19 protein-coding genes are annotated in these 19,213 nt (G+C 42.9%); 3 read left to right on the top strand and 16 right to left on the bottom strand.

Going from position 1 to position 19,213, the window contains the following annotated elements:
• Positions 1-44: 44 nt before the first annotated feature.
• Complete coding sequence (locus tag AC04MN_RS06160) at positions 45-509, bottom strand: hypothetical protein (RefSeq protein WP_475382314.1); 465 nt, start codon at positions 507-509, stop codon at positions 45-47.
• A gap of 287 nt (positions 510-796) precedes the next feature.
• On the opposite strand from AC04MN_RS06160, the gene AC04MN_RS06155 reads away from it, so the two are divergent.
• Positions 797-1,348, top strand: a complete 552-nt coding sequence (locus AC04MN_RS06155; protein WP_475382313.1) for a polyhydroxyalkanoate synthesis regulator DNA-binding domain-containing protein — start codon at positions 797-799, stop codon at positions 1,346-1,348.
• Positions 1,349-1,397: 49 nt separating this feature from the next.
• Here the strand turns inward: AC04MN_RS06155 and AC04MN_RS06150 are convergent, their stop codons facing one another.
• From AC04MN_RS06150 to AC04MN_RS06140, 3 genes are all read right to left on the bottom strand, one after another.
• Complete coding sequence (locus AC04MN_RS06150; RefSeq protein WP_475382312.1) at positions 1,398-2,636, bottom strand: COG3014 family protein; 1,239 nt, start codon at positions 2,634-2,636, stop codon at positions 1,398-1,400.
• A gap of 11 nt (positions 2,637-2,647) precedes the next feature.
• A complete protein-coding gene (lpoB, locus tag AC04MN_RS06145) occupies positions 2,648-3,250 on the bottom strand; it encodes a penicillin-binding protein activator LpoB (RefSeq protein WP_475382311.1) in 603 nt (200 codons plus the stop codon).
• Positions 3,251-3,343: 93 nt separating this feature from the next.
• Positions 3,344-3,955, bottom strand: a complete 612-nt coding sequence (locus AC04MN_RS06140) for a hypothetical protein (protein WP_475382310.1) — start codon at positions 3,953-3,955, stop codon at positions 3,344-3,346.
• A gap of 204 nt (positions 3,956-4,159) precedes the next feature.
• Between AC04MN_RS06140 and AC04MN_RS06135 the strand changes: the two genes are divergently transcribed.
• Entirely contained in the window at positions 4,160-4,942 is a 783-nt protein-coding gene (locus AC04MN_RS06135) for a hypothetical protein (protein WP_475382309.1), read from the top strand.
• A 41-nt stretch (positions 4,943-4,983) separates the two neighbouring features.
• Here the strand turns inward: AC04MN_RS06135 and AC04MN_RS06130 are convergent, their stop codons facing one another.
• The 8 genes from AC04MN_RS06130 to AC04MN_RS06095 form a co-directional block, all read right to left on the bottom strand.
• On the bottom strand, positions 4,984-6,927 hold the full coding sequence (locus AC04MN_RS06130) for an ATP-binding protein (RefSeq protein WP_475382308.1): 1,944 nt from the start codon (positions 6,925-6,927) through the stop codon (positions 4,984-4,986).
• The gene (locus tag AC04MN_RS06125; protein ID WP_475382307.1) at positions 6,924-7,964 is read right to left on the bottom strand and encodes a hypothetical protein; all 1,041 of its coding nucleotides are present in this window, start codon (positions 7,962-7,964) and stop codon (positions 6,924-6,926) included. The genes AC04MN_RS06130 and AC04MN_RS06125 overlap by 4 nt, the downstream gene beginning before the upstream one ends.
• 2 nt (positions 7,965-7,966) lie before the next feature.
• Positions 7,967-8,413, bottom strand: a complete 447-nt coding sequence (locus AC04MN_RS06120; protein ID WP_475382306.1) for a sigma factor-like helix-turn-helix DNA-binding protein — start codon at positions 8,411-8,413, stop codon at positions 7,967-7,969.
• 13 nt (positions 8,414-8,426) lie between these two features.
• Positions 8,427-9,470 (bottom strand): rod shape-determining protein, encoded by a 1,044-nt coding sequence (locus AC04MN_RS06115; RefSeq protein WP_475382305.1) that lies wholly within the window; start codon positions 9,468-9,470, stop codon positions 8,427-8,429.
• A gap of 89 nt (positions 9,471-9,559) precedes the next feature.
• Positions 9,560-10,612 carry a hypothetical protein gene (locus AC04MN_RS06110; protein WP_475382304.1) on the bottom strand — a complete coding sequence of 351 codons (1,053 nt, stop codon included), beginning with the start codon at positions 10,610-10,612 and terminating at the stop codon, positions 9,560-9,562.
• Positions 10,613-10,764: 152 nt separating this feature from the next.
• Entirely contained in the window at positions 10,765-12,099 is a 1,335-nt protein-coding gene (locus tag AC04MN_RS06105; protein WP_475381169.1) for an ISL3 family transposase, read from the bottom strand.
• A 197-nt stretch (positions 12,100-12,296) separates the two neighbouring features.
• Complete coding sequence (locus tag AC04MN_RS06100) at positions 12,297-13,976, bottom strand: glycerol-3-phosphate dehydrogenase/oxidase (RefSeq protein WP_475382303.1); 1,680 nt, start codon at positions 13,974-13,976, stop codon at positions 12,297-12,299.
• Positions 13,934-14,410, bottom strand: a complete 477-nt coding sequence (locus AC04MN_RS06095) for a hypothetical protein (protein WP_475382302.1) — start codon at positions 14,408-14,410, stop codon at positions 13,934-13,936. The genes AC04MN_RS06100 and AC04MN_RS06095 overlap by 43 nt, the downstream gene beginning before the upstream one ends.
• Positions 14,411-14,464: 54 nt before the next feature.
• On the opposite strand from AC04MN_RS06095, the gene AC04MN_RS06090 reads away from it, so the two are divergent.
• Positions 14,465-15,217: an HAD family hydrolase gene (locus tag AC04MN_RS06090; protein WP_475382301.1), complete on the top strand. Its 753-nt coding sequence runs from the start codon at positions 14,465-14,467 to the stop codon at positions 15,215-15,217.
• A gap of 40 nt (positions 15,218-15,257) precedes the next feature.
• On the opposite strand, the gene AC04MN_RS06085 is transcribed toward AC04MN_RS06090, so the two are convergent.
• The 4 genes from AC04MN_RS06085 to AC04MN_RS06070 are packed head-to-tail and all read right to left on the bottom strand — an operon-like array spanning position 15,258 to position 19,211.
• Entirely contained in the window at positions 15,258-16,574 is a 1,317-nt protein-coding gene (locus AC04MN_RS06085) for an aminopeptidase P family protein (protein ID WP_475382300.1), read from the bottom strand.
• An 18-nt stretch (positions 16,575-16,592) separates the two neighbouring features.
• Entirely contained in the window at positions 16,593-17,624 is a 1,032-nt protein-coding gene (locus AC04MN_RS06080; RefSeq protein ID WP_475382299.1) for a patatin-like phospholipase family protein, read from the bottom strand.
• Positions 17,593-18,351 carry a TlyA family RNA methyltransferase gene (locus tag AC04MN_RS06075; RefSeq protein WP_475382298.1) on the bottom strand — a complete coding sequence of 253 codons (759 nt, stop codon included), beginning with the start codon at positions 18,349-18,351 and terminating at the stop codon, positions 17,593-17,595. The genes AC04MN_RS06080 and AC04MN_RS06075 overlap by 32 nt, the downstream gene beginning before the upstream one ends.
• Positions 18,348-19,211, bottom strand: a complete 864-nt coding sequence (locus AC04MN_RS06070; RefSeq protein WP_475382297.1) for a polyprenyl synthetase family protein — start codon at positions 19,209-19,211, stop codon at positions 18,348-18,350. Before AC04MN_RS06070 ends, AC04MN_RS06075 begins: the two co-directional genes overlap by 4 nt.
• Positions 19,212-19,213: the final 2 nt, after the last annotated feature.

Below are 19,213 nucleotides of genomic sequence, written 5' to 3'. Positions count from 1 at the left end.
ATTCGAACAAAACCAGACTTCCGTCGATAGGCAACTCAGCCTTTTTATCTCACGGTTAAAACAACTCCGATATCGTCTCCCTGATATTCAGGCTGACCGGCAATTTTTTTGTCCTCATCATCAAGATCTAAAGTGTCTACCTTTTGATTTGGACCTGCAGACCAAACAAGAACCTTCACTTGATTCTCTTCGCTGCTTAAAAAACGGTAGTGATAAGGCTCGCCCCAAGGGTCCCTTCCTACAGTTCCAGTTTCACGTAACTCTAACGATTTCGTACCTATACTGGCCGGAGATCGGCCATTTTGACCTAAAACTACTTTTGATTTTGTCGCTTCGCGGTAAAGCTGGGCTATTTGGTATCCTGCGACCTCTGCCTTTTGGACCGCCAGAACAGCGGATTTGGATTGAATATGATTGTTCCAGGGAATTGTCACAACCCCCAAACAAAGGGCGCTAAGACCTAAAACCAGCAAAAGGCTTGTTGATTTAAATTCTTGATTTTCCTTCATTTTCGCCCATTTCCGAGAAAAGACTCATATCCGTCACTTACTTTAAGATCGGTGTTGGCTGGGAAAAACTTTAGACCTCGGTCCAGAATTTGTTTAAAAAATCCTTTTTTCCGGGAAATCGAAGGCTTAAATCTGTGAAAATGATGCATAGAGTTATTTCTTTTACGGCCTGGGATGCTTGACAGCCTGTGGCGGCAGGGATAGGTTGCGCCCATTACAGAAAAACCCGCTCAATAACGCGGCAATTCGTTTGTAATAAATGGGGAAATTTCAAATTGGGAGGCACTTTGATCAACCAAAACGAAACACTGACTGCGAAGCCAAATTCAAAAATCAAAATCATCAAGCGCTATCAGAACCGTAAGCTATATGACACTCAACAGAGCTGCTATGTCACTTTAGACGATATCGCTAAAATGATCCGCGGCAACGAAGACGTCATGGTAATCGATAACAAGTCAAAGAACGACATTACTGCGGCTACTTTGACTCAGATCATCTTCGAATCTGAAAAGAAAGCGTCTCAATACGCTCCTCTTTTCACACTTCGCGAGATCATCCAAAATGGCAACGGAAGCATTTCTGCTTACCTTGCTAAACTTGGTGCGTTCCCTCAGGATTACATGACTAAGCAAGCTGCTGCTGCTGCGAACGTAGAAAGAACTTCTACTGACGACGTTAAGCAAAATCTTGAAAATCGTGTAGCTTCTGCTGCGACTCGCTACAACACTGACCAAACTGCGAAAGTAGCTGCTGAAAAAGCAACTGTTCTTCCTGGTTTGACTCAAGATGAAGAGACACCAAACTTGCCACTTTCAAATGTTGGTTTGAACAACTAATCACCGAAAGTGATGGCAATAAAAAAGGGAGCCTTGTGGCTCCCTTTTTTTATTTTACAGTTCTCCAGACAAGAAATTTTTTTTGTCCCGCCTTTAATTCAATGGCACTCCAAGATTTATTTTCGCCCGAGCTACTTTGACTTGCTGTCAGCCCTTCTAAGTCTAGATCGTACTGACCAGGTGGAAGATAAAATCGAACAACTTGAATCGACGATGGTAACGTTGACCACTGACGCAAATCTGCCCGATCCGAAGCATGCATCGCAACTGCCGCTATAAATCCCAAAAGCTCATCTTTTTGACGAATTTGATCCGCCGCTACCTCTTTGGCGACGAATCCACCAATTCTTTTTGCAACCAGTAGACTGTAGTCCTCTTGCAAAGTTAACTTCGCTGCCTTATCGACATCGTAAACACGCTCAGAGATTTTAGAGCTTAAACCTTTGACTGTCGCCCTAACTGCCATGGTTTCACTGAACACCGAATAGAGTGTTGGAAATCTGGGGCTTTCTGGCATCGGATACTTTAATGGACCCCACCCTTGCTGAATTAAGATAATCAACTCGGCTTTTTTTCGATCGTAGGCCTCCGAAGTCTCGGAAACCCCATTAAGCTGCTTCTTTAGCTTTTGATAATCGACTTCACGTCTGGATAACTTAGCTGCACGAAGCAGATCTTCTTGAACAACTCGATTATAAGGATCTAAATCATAGGCATTCTTGTAAGCTATATAGGCATCATCATAACTACCGGTCGCTTCCCAAGCTACTCCGGACAGCCAAAGACCAAAAAGATTTTGCTCGAAATTCTTTTTTTCTTCGGCACGATACTTACGATATTTTTCGTTAATGCGTCTAGCTTCCACCAAGGCATCATCAACTTGGTCCATTGCTAAAAAGTTCATCGCAAGATTGGCATTGATAAAAAACTTTTCGAAGGTATCACCCTTATACTGCACCATCTCTTCAGCAAACAACAATGAACCTGTCAATTTGGATACAGATTGATAATCTACTTCCTCAGACAAGCGATCCGCCCTTAATAATGTCGTATTAGAGTCTGAAAAACGTCCCGCCATTTGATAGGCGGTCCCTAGATCCATTAGATAAACCAACTGATCTTTATTTTGCTCTTCAGCTAAAGGCAACAATCGATCAATCGCCATCGAATACTGTCCACTCTTCAAAGAATCGCGCACGCCTTCCATGCGACTTTGATAAGAAGCGCACCCAACAAGTCCGAATAAAAAGAAGCCCGCTAAAATGGCGGGCCTAGAAAATAACAACATTTAGTTAAGCCCTATAAGCCAACAGCTTTTTTCTTAAATGTCTTTCTGATTTGTTTATGATTTGTCCAAGTGATGACACTGGTTTTTACATTCGTCAAATTCAAGGTGATCTTATAATAAACCGTCTTATCTTTTCCAACTTCTTGAACGATAGAATCAATTCGACCATTTAAAATAAAATCAGAACCGACTTGTCCGCCGGGACCTTTTTTAGTTTCTTCTGAAACGACTCCAGAATTCTGATAGTTGTACTCATCTTGGATATCCTGACGAGCCTCTTTATCAATAAAGACAACTTTTCCTGTTTGCATCAACTCGACTCGAATCATGTCCATGATACTTTGAGTTTCAATATGCTCGCTCGTCTTATTCTGAAGATTAGTGACCATTAAGACTGGAGGTGTCTTTGCGTTAGCAATTACAGGATGAGCCACCAAGCTAGCCACAAGTTCTTTCGCAGCGTTTTGCATATCTGTCTCGGACCATTGGTCATTAAGAAGATTTTCGCGATTTACATCATCATATTGGCCTTTAACAAAAGCCTTCGGGCCACAGGCTCCTAAAACTAAGGAAGTCACAAGAATTAACGAAATTTTCAAATTTGGCATTTTCATACAGCTGCCTCCATAGACGAAATTCTATCTAGATATAAAGGAAAATAGCAAGGACAAGCCCTGCGCATAAAATGCTATCGTATATAATTGATTTTATCTGACTGGAGCCCGACCATTTTCATAGTTGAAAATGCTTTTGCCAGCAGGATCACGAATCTTTTTGACAGACAACACGCGAAAGTCTTCTGTCAGTTCGACTTCATAGCCACCGCGTCGCGCATTTTCAACAAACTGCCGTGCGTACTCGGCTTTATATGCTTGGGAGTATTGATCTAATTGATCCTGATTGAATATTTGATTTTGAATAAGTTGATCTGGGGTTTCCGGCGCATAGGCATTTTGATCATTAGAACGCCCCAACTCTTGAGCCAATTTTTTTGCAGAGTCTTCGCTTGAAAGGTCCAACCCTTCATGAGGGTTGAATGCCCTCTGTTCTGCAGTTTTTGAAAGCGCTGGTGCAGAGTCTAATACCTCTTGTCGATTGCGAATTTCCTGAAATCGTACTTCATCCGCAGTCATCATTAAATGCTTCCGAGCTTTCTCGGTATATTCAGGCTTAAGCTGAGATTGTGGAATGCGTGCTGGGTTGACCGAAACCGAAGATTCCTCTTCAAGACCAAAAAACAATGCCAAGCCAGCAAGGCCTAAAAAAACCGTTGCAATAAGCTTATTGGAATTATCTTTTGATTCGCTCTGCGCCTTCATTCAGTCTCTTTTTCGGTCGTAAATGCTTGGAACTTAAAAAAAACTTCCACTCTTTAAGGCCAGGAAACAGGACTGAGGTAGCGCATGATGCTGGACCTCGAACTAGACCTATGTTCGAAAGATGCCATTTTCTCGCATTGGAACGAGATCTCGACTTGATACAGATGAATCATAAGAACAATCTGATGAGGGAGGAAAACCATCATGAAACAAATTTTATTTAAATCAGCCATGGTATTGGCTTCGGTAGTTTTGGTTACAGGTTGTAAACAAGGTAACGGCGACGGCAGCGCAGAGAAATCTGAGTGGATCGACAATATCAAAATCACTAACAATCAACTTAAGTTCGAATATGTTACAACATTCTCGAACAATCTAGAGGCAGACATTGAGGGTGAATTCCCAATCAATCGTTATGGCTCTATCATTTTCTTTAACGACGAAAAAGGGCGCTTCAATGTAGGCTTCTCTGCATCGATCGACTTATTTAAGTCTCCAGATTTGAAGCAAGTTACGACACTTCCAAATGGTGCGAACTTCCCAAGAATCGTGACGGGTCCTCTTTACCAATTTGAACTTGGTGGCGGAAATGGCAACTATAAGATTTTTGCCATGGTTGATAAAAATGCTTTGTCTAGCCAAGGTCAACGTCTTGCAGGTATGGCTCTGCAAATGGACAACATTCGTAACAACTTCCCTTCAATTTCAATCACTCAGTCTTTCTTTAAAGGTGATAAGCGTTATGCATCTTTCACTCTTTACGGACCAAGAACTGTTAATGGTGTGACTATTCCAGGTGGTTTGTTCCTAGTTGGCGATATCAATATGATGATCAACCAAGCAACCAAGAACGTATGGGTGAATCAACCTACAGTTCACGGACCTGAAGCATCTAAATACCAAGATGCAAATGCACAGATCTTCTTAATGAAGCGTGCACAAAAGCTTCTTGCTGAAAACGGCATCTACTTGAAATTCAACTACTAAGAGTAAGTTGAAAAAAGAAAAGGCGGCTTAGGCCGCCTTTTTTATTTGGATTCTTGTGTTGGCGGATGCTCAGGAAGAATAATTGTAAACTCTGTGCCCACACCCACCTCCGAGCGAACCAGAATCTCTCCACCGTGATTTTGAACAATACCATATGAAATACTTAAGCCTAAGCCAGTTCCCTGCCCAACGCCCTTTGTAGTAAAAAATGGGTCAAATATCTTTTCCAATGTTTCAGCAGTCATTCCTTTTCCAGAATCTTGGATCGATATTTTCACTCGGCCTTTTTTATCAGCATAGCCTTTTAGGGGAGTCGTCGAAATCCAGATATTCCCGCCCCCTTCCATCGCCTGCAATGCATTGGAAAGAATGTTCATAAGCACTTGATTGATCTGACTGACATAACAATAAACGGTAGGAATTGGTTCATAATTTCTGTGAACCTCTATACGATTTTTAATTTCACCCTGCAGAAGATTCAATGTCGTATCTAAACACTGATGAAGATCTACTTCCTGCAGCTTTGCGGCCTCTAAACGAGAGAAGTTTCTTAAACCCAAGACGATTTCTTTTGTGCGACGAGCGCCGTCCTGACAAGAGGCAATCAGTTTAGGCATATCTGATTTTATATAATCAAATTCGATCTCGTCTTTTTTGGCCTTAATCAGAGTAGGATTTGTTTCGGCCACTTCCACCAATTCCATCAACTTTTTTGAATAATCATCAAGATGGGTGATATTTGAGTAGATAAACCCAATGGGATTGTTCAATTCATGCGCCACCCCGGCAACAAGCTGACCCAAAGAAACCATTTTTGCAGAGTGAACAAGTTTAGCTTGAGTCTCTTTTAACTCTCGATTGGTTTGCTCTAACTCGGCAATTTTCTTTCTGAGGTCTGCTCGAGCAGTCCAGATTTTCTTACTCATTTCATTGAAGGATTCCGTTAAAAGACCAATTTCGGTGTCATTTTTTACGGGAATAGTAACCGCTTGCTCCTGAGACTCGAACGACTGCAAGCCGTCCACTAGCTCATACAAAGGCTTTAAGAATAAACTAGTGATAAAGATCGCCGTAATTATAAGTAGCGCGATGACTGTACCCACCACCGAGAAAAAAGCTAAATTGACGTTCTTCAAAACTTCTTTGACGTCACTTTTTGAAGCGCCTACCGCGAAATAGAAGGTGCTGGTATCCCACTGCACTGGAATTACCAAAAATCCATAGGGCACCGAGCGCAAATTTAAGTCAAAAAAGGAAGTTGAATTCGGCTTGAAGTAGTCTCGAAAAAAATCGTTTTTATATAAATAGAGGTCCTGATGACTGCCTCCGACAAATTTACCTGTCGAAGAAAAAATCATCATTTCTAATTTCAAGCGCGACTTCATCTTTTCTAAAAAAGTTTTGTCTAGCTTTGTAGTTTGCTCTAGATATCCAATTACTTTTCCACCACTACTATTAATTCTGGAAATTAAGATTAGATCCAATCCATTATCTTTATTGCCCTCTACCAATCCAATTTCTTGATGATCTTTGAGATGCGCAATATATCGAGCTGCCAAAAAAACAGCGTCCTTTGCTGGAATGAAGCTCTTTATCTCGCTTCGGCCATCCTTAAATACAGAGGCCAACATTTTTCCTTCACGATTAAATACGGTCATCGACTGCCCGAAATCCTGTCGCAAAGAATTTGTTAAGATCCCCTTTAAAGTGCCGCCATCATCATCGGCCAAATGATATAGAAAGCTAGGATCCTTACTTTGGCGATCCCGCTTTGTCTGCATTTCGCTTTTATAGTCTAAAATAAACGTACTTATCTCGCGTCCATTCCCAGACAAGCGCAGCGATAGCTCGTTATCGATGGCTTTTTTGAATCTGGAAACCGAATAGATCGCAATAAAAGTAATAGGAACAATAGAAAACAACAAAAACCAAAGAATCAAAATTGTTCGCAATGATCGTTTGGGTTGCTTTCTTAAGGTTTTCACTTTTTAGCTTCTTCCGCAGTGATAATTAGACGAATAATTCCATCCGGCATCACGCGAGGATGCTTTTCCTTGGAAAGACGAAGCTTGCCATAGTTTGCCATGAATTGAGCCAGATCGGCGTATTTCGCAGCGGGAATTGTGAAGTGAAAATAGGCCGAGGCAGGACCTTTTCTCCAGCCCAAACTAACATCTCCAGCTTTTCTTCCACCAAGCTCTTCAATTTTCGATGTAAGCTTTGGCACACCAGCATCGAGGTTGGTAACAGATAGGTCCCCACGAAATAAAAATCCACCTGATTGTGCCTCGGGTATCCCCTTAGGTAAGGCTGCTCCGCTAGTTGCAGCAACTGCAGTGTTCGCAGCATTAATTGGCGCCTTCTTCGCGGCATCTTCCGCTTTTTTATCCAAGCCAGTAAGAGACGTCGGCGTCCCACTTGTTGTAGATTTTGCCGCTAACTGTTCAGCTTTTTTTGCATCGATCTCTTTTTGTGCTTCTTGAGCTGCCTGAAGTGGGGCAGAAGTTTTGATACCCTCATCTTGAAACTGCCCAGGCTCTTCAACTGCACCAACCTGCGTATCACCGCCATTGCGGGAAACCTCGGCTAAAATTATGTCTTCACTACCTCGCCCCGGAAGAGCGTTCATCATTTTATCCCAGGGCACTGCCACTAAGACTGTAACAATCACACCGACAATAACTAAAGCTTCAAGTCCCCACTTTACACCGGTAGGCCATTTGTCAAATCGAGTTTTCTTGAAAAGCTCGGTTACGTAAGTAGTCGGCTCAGATATCTCGTCAAGGACACTGCTAGAAACATTGGTTCTGGCAAGCTGATCTACATATTGCAAACCTAGCTGCATTTTTTCCAGATCTAGTTGAGCCTCCCGTGAAAACTTCACGTGGTCCGAAACGGCCTTTTTTCGAATGGGATCCAATTTATCGATTAGATAATCAAACAATAACTCTTGCCCCACAAAGTGCGAGACTTCGCGCTGACCGTTTTTTGCTAACGGAATATTTCGATGTTTATTTTCCATCACTATCTTCTTGTTGGTTGAGTCATTGCGCCTAGCTTACGTAGAGCTCTGGCCATTCGATAACGGACAGTTCCCTCTGTAATTCCTAAAGCTTGCGCTATATCTTCGTCATTTATACCAAGAATTTTAGACCAGATAATCACTAGCAACTCGTCTTCGGTTGCATTCTTTTGAAACTCTTTCCATGGACCCAAATCAAAACCTTTGGGCAAGATCCAATTTTTATCACTGTTTACAGAGGGATGGCCACGCAGAAGCTGACCCTGGTTCTCGTTCCATACACGTTCGGTCGCCCAGACTACGGCCACCGCTGTTTTTAGTTGTTTATCTTTTTTTAACTTATCAGAGATCAATACCAAAGCCTTGCTTGCAGCTTCCATGGCTCTATTTTCATCCAAAAATGCAAAATAAGAAAATAGCGCCAAAGATTTAATATCTGCTTCGGTCATAAACACCTAAGAATTAGTCAATGCAAAGCTGACGTAGAAGATCCAAATTATCTAACACTTTGCCCGACCCCATAACAACGCAGCTAAGTGGGTCTTCTGCAATCGAAACAGGAAGACCTGTTCGCTCACGAAGCAAGACATCCAAATTTGCCAACAAAGCGCCACCACCGGTAAGAACAATTCCGTTATCAACAATATCTGAAGCTAACTCTGGTGGAGTTTTTTCTAATGCTGTTCGAACGGCATCGACAACTTCAGACAAAGGATCCATTAAAGCATCATTGACCTGAGAACTGGTGATTTCAATAGTCTTAGGGGCTCCTGCAACCAAATCACGGCCTTTAATTTCCATGACTTTTTCTTCTTCAAATGGATAAGCGTTTCCAATTTGAATTTTGATATTTTCAGCAGTTCTTTCACCGATCAAAAGATTAAACTGACGACGAACGTAGTTTACAATGGCTTCGTCAAACTTATCTCCAGCAACTTTGATTGATTTACAGTAAACGATACCACCCAATGAAATAACAGCAACACCGGTAGTACCACCACCCATATCAACTACCATATTTCCAGATGGCTCTGTGATAGGAAGTCCAGCGCCGATCGCAGCAGCCATTGGTTCCTCGATCAAATAAACTTCACGAGCTCCCGCAGATTGAGCCGCCTCTTTAACAGCACGCTTTTCAACCTGAGTGATTTCATAAGGAACACAGATAATGATACGAGGACGAATAAAACTTTTTTTCTCGCCCAATGATTTAGCGATGAAATATTTTAGCATTGATTGCGTGACTTCAAAGTCAGCGATAACACCATCCTTGATAGGACGAATCGCAACGATACTACCAGGAGTTCTTCCAAGCATTTCCTTTGCTTCTTTACCAACTGCAAGGACTCGGTTTTGCATTCCGCGATAATTTTTTTGAACAGCTACAACTGAGGGCTCATCTAGAATGATGCCTCTACCTTTAACATAAACTAGGGTGTTTGCTGTTCCCAAGTCGATTGCAATATCGTTAGAAAAATAATCTGTAATTTTGTCGTAAAAAGCCATTTGGACTCTCGTTTTAAAAGTTGCCTATCCGGTTGTATCCAGAAAAGTCTAGTAACTTCAAAAACGGGAGTCAATGCAGATATTTAGACTCACTTGTTGTCTTTTGACGCGGGCGCACAGCTAATCTGTACGTCGGCCCCGGTAACACTATCTCGATGTCGAACATCCACGCCGGCTCGCAATCGTGCCTTAACAAGTATTCTTTTGTGTAAATCTATATCGTTCGCTTCGATCGTGATCTCGTCGTCGATCGACTTTTCAGAGGGAGAAAGACGAATTCTAAGCGCACCGATGTCAGGACTTTTCGTGATTTCCTTTTCTAGACCACTTGCGCGATTCCAAGGAATGCGAAGTGATTCGACTCTTCCCCGAGCCCTGGGCGAGCTATCCTTCCATTGGCAAACAACGACATCACTTGCTGAAAATGTAGGCGCAAAACTTTCATCCATAACGCACTCGCCAACAAACTTTTTCTGTGTCGACTCATTTTCAAAACTCATTTGTAAACGACCACCTAAGCCTGTCGAGACCGACGTTACAATCCCCGCTTCGGCCAGCCTGTGATTCAATGTCATTACCGAAAGCATGCCTTCGGAAATTGGCCTCATCGTCACATAGGACAAACCAAAACGCTTAATTAGGCCACCCAAAAGTTGATAGATCTTTTCGGAACGCCCATCCCAAAAGAAGCTTTTTTGAGCCGAGGCATTTCCCAAAAATTTTAGGCCTTGAGATGTGTCCTCCCCATAAACCCGACAGCTGGACGAGTTTTTATTTATAAATTCTGTGGGCTGAGACATATTCGCTGAATCGCAGTCCAACTTATAAGCCATCGCACGCATAGCGGCTGCGCAGTTGTTGTTGGCAACGTCGTCCTTCAAAGCTGCGCAATACTGTGATCGATCCGTAAATTCTTTTTTACCGGTCGAGCAAGACCAGTCATTAAACTGATAAGACTTAAAAAATGAGGACTCAACGACGCCACCGGGAAGATTGGCATTTGAGCTTGGAGAGGCCGGCCCCATATTCGGTGAGGCATTTACTCCACCATCTTTGCCGGCTTTTTGGCACCCGGAAATAACTGTCACTGCGATAAGGGCAGCTCCAGCTAAAAGAGTTTTCAAATCATGACGTGCGGACATAAAATAGGTACTCCTATCCGATCAGGAGCTACTTCAAATCCAGAACCAACTTCTGCAAGCCTATAGAAGATCTGGCCTGTCTAACTTTGAGACAGGTGCCAGTTTGGGAGCTAATTTACAGATGCCTCTCGGGTTTCTTCTGTGGGTAGGTTTCATGCCAGGCTGCTATATTTGAATAGACGCCGGGTATCCATGTGTCTCGAATTGAGAAATCCACACCTCTGAAGGATCTTTAGCATAAACGATTCCTCATTCTGATAGCTGTAGGCCATGGCCTTTAGAACTCTGATTTTATTGTTAAGTCCTTCACTGATTGCAGTCGTTAAATTTGATCGTATATAGGCTTCGATATTGATCCGGTACTTGCGAACTTGCAGTGCAAACTTCCGAAGTGGCAGCAACTTCGAATCTCGAACCAACCCATACCATTTTGCCAAGCGTGATCTAAACCCGTGGACACCTTTTTCTTCTAAAACCTTATGGAAATACTCAACGATAATCATTGCGTTTGAAATATTCGTATTTAACACTTTTAACTTTCCTAGCATATTATTCTCCTCGATAGATAAAACAGCATCTCGCTCTAAAAACATGAACCTTCTCGATGGTGACAACATGATTTCTTCGAACTCTTTTTTGTTCTTTTTTGCCTTTTGAAACTCTTCTTTTCTGACTTTTTCAAAGTATTCGTTCATGCTCTGAACCAAGTGGAATCGATCAATCGCAATCTCTGCATTGGGACAGAGTTTACTCACGGCTTGGAAGTAGCCAGGGTTCATGTCTATTGAAAAAAACTCCACTGATAATCGCTGGGGTCTTGATAGAGTTTTTAAACACGTTGCTAAGGCCATAGCATCCCTACCAGCAGCGTTAGCAATCACCTTTGCAGCCTTCGTACACACTAAGTTTGTTACGAACTTTACGGTCCATCGTGGTGCAAAAGGGTGCTCTCTTTTGGTTTCAGTTTCAGTCTTAAAGTGCACCTCGTCAGCACTCATACGAGAAACATCAAGATCTTTTGTAAACCTGTTTACATCTAAATTCTTTTGCATTTCTCGCATACGCCACTGATCCATTTGCCATAAAGTCTTTGGATCTGAACTCAAGGTCCGGGCCGCAGCAGCACAGGTGGTTTCTTCCATGAGTCGACCCGCGGTTTCGACAAAGCTGCAGCTATGGCCTTTGAATTTTGAATGGATCCCTGAAACCTTAGAGCGTTGGATTTTATTGCATACGGGACAAAGTCCTCGTGGATATCGTAAATGAATAACGACGTCCTTAAAGAGCCCCAGAGGGGGTACTTTAAGGTCTCGATAGCTCCATTGATGGAATTCCAATAAGGGATGCTCGCAGTCCGCGCAGCAGGCGCGGGACCACGGTAACTCTGCCGAAAGCCGACAAGACACAAAGTCCTCTGAAAGCTCCGCGTTGGTAATATTTAAATCTTGCAGACCTAATAAGCTGTTGATCAAATGATGAAGGTCCATTCTTGGCCTTTGTAATTTTTTTTTCGTAGTAAAAAAATCAAATCACAAGGTTCGCCAAGATGGGCCTTTTTATTTCAAGAGACACAACGCAAAAAGCCGGTCACGATGACCGGCTTTACCCCAGGGTATGGGAGCGGGAAGCTCCCATGACAGGATGTCTTTTTTCTTAAGTACCCACAGCTCAATCCCGAGACCCTTTACAGATGGTTCTTCCAGGCCAGTTCTTTTTCGATATAGTTTCGAATCAACTGCTTTTCGTCGTCTGTGCGTTTTTGACTCCAGCCAAGTTCCTTCTGAAACACTTTAGCAACATCGTCTAACTGAGAAATGCCATGATCTGATGTCGCCAAAAACAACGGAACTCGTCGAGTATAGAAATCTACTAAATGGAAACACATCGTATGATGAATGGCCTGCCAAGCTTCAAGCTGCCAATAACCAAAATCTTCAGGATTTTCGACCAAGATAGATTCGGCTTCCATTCCATAACGATCCACCAAACGTTGCACAACACTCTCGGATAACGAAAAGTCTTTTGCTAACAGGCTCACACTTGCCTGTGCTTGCTGAAAGGCTTCGACACTTGTAAAAGGAGACAGCGGTAGAGTCGTATCAGCTTCTTTAAATTTTACTTTCTCTTCGATAGTAAAAAATTTTAATGCCTCGTTCACAACTTGTTCAGCCATCAAGCGATAAGTTGTATATTTACCACCAGCGACAAATGTCACCCCAACTGAATCAGAGAAGATAACATGTTCTCGACTTGTTTTTCCTTCAGAGTCCGAACCATCATTCACTAAGGGCCGAACCCCTGCATAACTGGCTATAATGTCTTCTTTAGTCAGTTTGGCGCCGGGAAAATAATCATCAACAATCTTTAAAAGATATTTAACATCCTCCGCGGTTGCCTCTACATTTTCGGGCGACCCAGTAAAGTCCGTATCTGTGGTCCCGACAATAATCATCTCATGACGAGGAATTCCAAAAACAATACGGTTTGATTTTTCAGCCGCCATAACAACCGCCGAAGTAAGCGGCAATCGATTTTTGGGCAATGTAAGGTGAATCCCTTTCGTTGGCCGCAAAATATTTTTCCACTTCTGAATTAACTCGGCACCCAGCTGATCTGTCCAAGGCCCTACACAACTAATAACATGTCGTGCGTGGACCACAAATTCTGAGTCTCCGACAAGATCTTTACAACGTACTGAATGAATCATCCCATTTGAAGAAATATTTGCGCCCGTGGCTTTTACATAGTTCGCACAGACCGCGCCAAGCTCATTAGCTGCCCGCAAAGTTTCAAGCACCAAGCGATCATCATCCATGTAGGCGTCCGAATACACGAAACTTCCAGCTAGACCCTGTTTTTGAATGTCTGGCATTCTTTCTATAGTTTCTTGGTCATCTAGCCGTTCGTGCATTTCCGGGGCCTGAAATAAAGATAGAGCATCGTACAACCACATACCCAGCCCCATTTTAAACATACCTACTCTGCTATTTTCATAAAGCGGAAGCATGAAGCGCAAGGGATGAACCAAATGTGGAGCCATTTCAAATAATTTGGTGCGTTCGTTTAAAGCTTCAAAAACTAAACCAAATTCAAGGTTCTCTAGATAACGAATACCGCCGTGAATAAGCTTCGAAGATCTTGAAGAAGTGCCACTTGCAAAATCAGAAGCTTCGACAAGCGCAACTTTTAAACCTCGAGCTGCCGCATCCCGAGCGGCACCTGCGCCTGTGATTCCACCGCCAATTATTAGCAAATCAAATTTTTGTTCTGGAAGCTTTTTGATATTTTCTTGTCTGGTTGCAAATGAAAATGCTTTCATCACTATCCCTTCGTCGTTCGAATAAATAATGTATCTGGCTTCCATGAGGTGATCTTAAAAGGTGCGAACAACATCTGAGCGCGATCCGAGTTAGGAAGATAGACCCGTTGAAAATGCTTTTCCCTAGAAAGTCGATAAGCAAGATCCCCTAAAAAAAAGAAAACTTCGTCGTTTTCAGCGCTAATATGCTCGACCCACAAACTCTGAGTTTGTCCTTCAAAAAAGAGTAATGGCTGGCCAATAAAATAGCCCAGCAATTCACCCTCCGAGGACCATTTAGATTTTTTCTCTTGGTCCCGCACAAGAAAGCTCCAACCAAGTCCCAAGTGATGCTCTAAGGCCTCTTTTCGAGTTCTTGAATTCCATTGAGCAAATATTCTTTCGGCTTCATCTGGGATTTGTTTTTCTAAAATACGCGCTTCAAAATCTAGTATTTCTTCTAAGTCGTGAATCGTAGTAATGCGGCTAAAAGACGTCATAGTTCCCGCCTCATATCGGTTGTCAATTAAGACTCTATTTCATACTATAGACCCATGAAATACAAACAATATTCCCCTGATATCTGGCATAAGATAGAACAAGCTGTAGACGATGTTTTAAAGGTCGATTCAAATCCAGTGGCCGCGTTTGATGCCGACGGAACTCTTTGGGACATTGACCTAGGCGAGACTTTCTTCAATTATCAAATTGAAAATAAATTAGTTCCGCTCCCTAAGGATCCCTTCCAGCACTATGAAGAGATGAAAAAAATTAATAATGATCCTCGGTCGGCTTATTTGTGGCTTGCCCAAATTAATAAAGGTCAGAATATTGATGCCGTTCGCAATTGGGCTCAGAAAGCGGTCGACGAACAAGCTCCACTTCCTATCTTTGAAGAACAACAAAAGCTTATTTCATTGTTAAAACGTAAAGGTGTCGAAATCTATGTCGTCACTGCATCGATCAAATGGGCCGTGGAACCAGGAGCATTGAGTTTCTATGGAATTCCCAATCAAAACGTGATTGGCATTCAGACTAAAGTCCTGGACAAGAACATCACCGATTTGCCCGAAGGCATTATCACCTACCGCCAGGGAAAAGTAGATGCTCTTTTAAATGCCACCAACGGCAAAAAACCTTTCTTGTGTTCAGGGAATACAATGGGGGACTTTGAACTTCTAACTTCGGCAACTCATATTGCTTTAGCTGTCAGTGCCGCAAGCCAGGATGATAAAATATATAGAACTGAAAGAGAGCTTCAGAATCAAGCTAGCCTGAAAGGTTGGCTTGGTCATCGCTTCATATAAAAAAGGGAGGCTACAGCCTCCCTTTTTTTACTGTTCAATTTTACTGTCCAACTACTTTTTCGATTTCACTGATTTCTTTTGGAACCGAACTGGTCATGTTCTCGCAGCCTGTAGCTGTCACCCGCACATTGTCTTCAATACGAATCCCAATGCCGCGATACTTCGAAGGCGCTGAAGTGTCATCTGCCGGGATATAAAGTCCTGGCTCGACCGTAAAGCACATGTTTGCCTCGATCGGACGTGGCTCACCTTTTTTATAGTATAAGCCAGCATCATGCACATCCATACCTAACCAGTGACCAACTCCATGCGGATAATATTTCTTGTGCTGAAGTGCCTGAATAACATCTTCTTTTCGACCGTTCAACAAACCCAACTCCAACATCGCATCAGTTAACATCGATGTTGCCATATCATGCATGTCTTTAAAAACAATTCCCGGTTTTACAAAATCAATAATCGCCTTTTGAACTTTCAAAACGGCCTCATATACACGGGCTTGCTCGTCAGTGAATTTTCCATTCACCGGATATGTGCGCGTGATATCACCGGTATAATAGTTAAACTCAGCACCAGCATCTATTAATAACAAGTCGCCATCTTTGCAAACTTGATCATTAAAGTTGTAGTGCAAGGTCGTCGCTGCATTACCGGACGCCACAATATAATTATAACCTTCGCGGGCAGCGCCTTTTGAATAAAAATGATGAGCCAAAACAGCCTGCACCTGGCGCTCTGAAACTCCAGGACGAGTGAATCGCATTGCCGCTAAATGAGCCTGAGCAGTGATTTCGCAAGCCTCGCGCATGTGATTTAATTCATAGTCTGACTTTACTAAGCGCGACTCTCCGATCAAAGTATCTGAATCATGGATCGATAGAAGACCATAGCCAGTGCGCCCTCGCATCTGCCGACTTGTCTCTAGAACCTCTTGCATAAGATGATCAACATGAGCGTTCTTAAATAAACGATAATAAAGACGATCTACGTCCGCCAACAACTTTGGAGCGATGCTCTTGAAATCATCGATCAAATAGGCTTTATCGACTTTAAATTCTTGCTCGCAACCTTCAGGGCCATATCTAAAACCATCCCAAGTTTCACGCTCACGATCTTTTTTGCGCACAAACATAACTGTCTCGGGACTGCAACCTGGACGGTAAACTAAAATGGATTCTGGTTCTTCCCAACCAGTAAGATAATACAAATTTGTATCTTGGCGATAAGGGAAGTGGACGTCATGATTTCGAATCATCTCGGGATGAGAAGCCACGACCAAAGCGGCTCCTTTTAAAGATTCAGCTAGTTTCCGACGACGATCTGCAAACACTGTCATGCTTTCGCTTGGCTTTCTCACAATCTACCTCTTTATTCCTTACAATCCCCAAGGTGCTAAAAACTTATTTAGCACCGTCTTACTTAAATCAGCCCCTTTGATCATGATCTCTCTGGAGCGATCTATATCTACTATACTATACTCATTTATCGGAATCGACAAACTGGCATCGACCCCATATCTTGCCAAAGCCTTCTGATCCGCAAAGTTCCATAAAATAGTGCTCGAGGTATCAAGATTTGCCCCCTTGCCACCCTGTGGCCCAAGAACCGAAACGTAAACCACGTAGTTAGCCCCCCGACTTCTTAGGTACTGAGCAATCAAACCGATATCCATAGGATGCGCCACGTAGCCTTTATAAGGACTCAATAAGGGCGGCAAAGGCATACAATACGAAATCGCTTCGCGCAAATAACTACGACTCATAACAAAACCTTCAGAACGAGCCAGCATATACGAAGGACAAGCAAAAGGAATGCGGGTTTTATCCGTTTGACTGTTCCCAACAGCATCATAAAGTAACGAAGACAACTGATCCATCGAACCTGGCTCTAATTGCCGAGTGATAAAATTTCTTTTCATGACGTCTTCAGATTTAATCTTACTGAGCTGCCATTGCACATCGTTGACAGAGCCACGATAAGCATAAAGGCCCGCAACCAATGCGCCCCACTCGATGCCCGAAATCACTTGCACAGGAACCTTTCGGCTCTGTAGCTCTTGCAGAAAGCCAACATGAGCAAATGCCTTCGCGCCGCCTGGTCCAAGAATAAATGCAAATTTAGGAATTGTTTTGGTTGGAGTCTTCGCAACCAAAACATCTGGCAATGCTTCGGTTGGAGCTACTGGCTCGGTCTCTAAAACCTCTGAAGGCATTGAAGTCCCCAAACCCTCTGGGCGGCTTTCGCCACCGGTTCGATGATCACTTGAAACGCTCACGCCCGAACTGTCAGTAGGTGAACCCGCTTTGCCGTCTCGAGTTTTTAAATTAAAAGACTGACAACCGACCAAAAAAGCCAGCGATAAAATAAAAATAAAATTACGGCTTTTCAGCCCAAATAAAGAATTCATGATTGCCATCCTTTCCCTGAATTGATGAATCAAAATAATCCTTCACCATCATTCCAGAGCCTAGAAGTTCGGTCTTAATTTTCTTCTCTACTTCCAAATAGAGCGACACATCTTTCACGATTCCGCCCTTTCCTAGACCTTGAGCACCGACTTCGAACTGGGGTTTTACTAGACTTAATACAATTCCACCGGGCTTAAGTAAGTTCACAAATTGGTGCGCAATTAAAGTCATAGAAATAAAAGAGACATCCATAACAATTAAGTCAAATCCATCGCTTGGAATCAACGATTTGAATTCAGGATGATCTCCCAGCGCGCGCGCATTAACACCCTCTAAAAATTTTAAACGATTTTCATTTTTTAATGTGGGATGCACTTGATCATGCCCGACGTCGACACCCACAACACTGGCGGCTCCTGACTTCAGCAAGCAATCGGTAAAACCTCCAGTTGAAATTCCAATATCCAAACAATGTTTGCCTTCGACTACGATCTGCGTGTGCTTAAGGGCGCCTTCAAGCTTTAGCCCCCCTCGTGAAACATAGCGACTGACCGGCCCTTCCAGAACCCGAATATTCATTGTTGGATCTACTTTGAAGCTCGGCTTCTTTAGAACCTTACTGGTATCGCCATCCACAAGATTTACCTGGCCAGAGTCAATCATCTCCTGCGCCTGAGACCTCGATGCTGCAAATTTATTTTCCACCAACCAAATATCAAGTCTCATTTTTCACGCTTTTGATTGAATTCAACTAGATACTCAAGCATCGGAAATCTTGAAACTGCATTTAAACTTTGGTGACATTCATCGCTAATCTTATCTAGCAATTGTCGGGTTTGGTCTATACCCATCATAGGAACAAAGCTACGCCCCTCTTGGGCCTTGTCTTGATGATCTAAAATATCATCGGCCACCTGAAAAGCCAGCCCAAGACTTAGACCAAATTTTCGAATATGTTCGATATCGCTTGGCTTAGCCCCAGCAATCAATGCGGCACCTTCAGCCGCGACCTGTATAAGGGCCCCAGTCTTCAACTCGTGAAGAAGACGCAGCTCTTGTTCAGAAATATTTTTAGCTCCGCGCAAGTCCAAAGCTTGCCCACCGACCATGCCTTTAATGCCTGCGGCCTTTGAAAGCATCTGAACTAAAGTCATTGCTAAAAAAGCGTTATCCTTATAATTTTCTGCTATTACCGAAAAGGCCTCTGTCAAAAGACTGTCTCCGGCCAATAAAGCAAACGCCTCTCCGTAGACCTTGTGATTAGTTGGTTGGCCTCTGCGGAAATCATCATTATCCATACAGGGCAGATCATCGTGAATTAACGAGTAAGTATGAACCATTTCAACAGCACAAGCAAAAGGAAGAACCTTTTCCGCAGGAGCATTGAACATTTCTCCAACTAACAATGCCAGAACTGGCCTAAATCTTTTTCCCCCGCCATTTGTGGAGTACTTCATAGACTCTAACAAATACTGAATTGGTTCTCCGTGCGGCAGCTGCTGATCTTTAAGCGAATTTTTCAGCCATTGATCTATTAGATCAATTCTATTTTTAATTTCTTGCTCGCAGTGGATAAATAGATCCATAA

This window comes from Bdellovibrio sp. ZFWA1 (assembly GCF_056175665.1).
Note: the sequence above shows the minus strand (reverse complement) of the source record. Positions and strands in the feature narration are given on the sequence as shown.